At 42.5% G+C, this 869-nt stretch carries 2 protein-coding genes; both read right to left on the reverse strand.

Going from position 1 to position 869, the window contains the following annotated elements:
* Nucleotides 1-293, reverse strand: a 293-nt coding sequence (locus A3729_RS04275) for a PIN domain-containing protein (RefSeq protein ID WP_231877333.1), incomplete at its 3' end; no start/stop codon positions are given.
* A gap of 93 nt (nt 294-386) precedes the next feature.
* A partial coding sequence (locus A3729_RS04280) for an HPP family protein (protein ID WP_369820072.1) occupies nt 387-869 on the reverse strand: 483 nt, incomplete at its 5' end.

Genomic DNA, 869 nt, shown 5'->3' on the forward strand with positions numbered 1-869 from the left:
TTGCCCTCGTGATTAGTAGCCGGATATAAGGTGCAGGAGTCAAGGCTGATGCCTTTATCGAGCTGGTCTATTTCTATGTTGGATAATAGCTCGTCAAGATAACGGTGAGCCTGCCGAGCGTTGCGGGCAATTTCATTTTTGCCTCGTTTGTGACCATCGAGTTCTTCTAATACTCGAAGAGGAATAAACACTGCGTGTTCATCAAACTTGTAAATAGACTCTGGTTCGTGGATTAGTACATTGGTATCGAGTACATAAAGCTTCTTGTTGTGTTTTAACTTACTTTTTACCATACAAAAACCTCTGACTTATGCAACTTAGGGTTGATAGTTAACTGACCAGATTGTGCCATCAAGTGTGATGCCATCAATTAGAGCTAAGCGTATTTAGCTAGCAGCTTCATCGACGATGACTTTGAGTAGATCATAAGTAGTAATGATACCGCTCAGGTCTTCACCTTTTTTGACAAAAACGCGGTGTAAATGCTCCTCCATCATTAGTTTAGCGACGTCGACAATGGCTGTTTCCTCGTCGACGGAGAAAATTATTGGGGTCATAATATCGCCTACTTCTACTGGAAGTTTGGCCATGCCTTCAAAAATCATCATACGTAAGCGTCTTGCTTCGAGCTTCTCTTCTTCGCTGAGCTGTTCCTCATAAGAGCTATCAACAGAATTTAAGTGGAAGTCGGCAATATCTTTAAGTGTAGCAATGCCAATAAGCTGCCCTTCTTGATTAGCAACGGGGCTGCCAGAGATATTGTTATCAGATAAGAAGGCAGAAAATTGCTGCATGGTCCAGGATTGTGGGACAGATTTGACGGTTGGAGTCATAATGTCGCGAGCGTAGAGTTTATTTAGCTTTCCTGA

The sequence above is a fragment of the Oleiphilus sp. HI0043 genome, assembly GCF_001634935.1.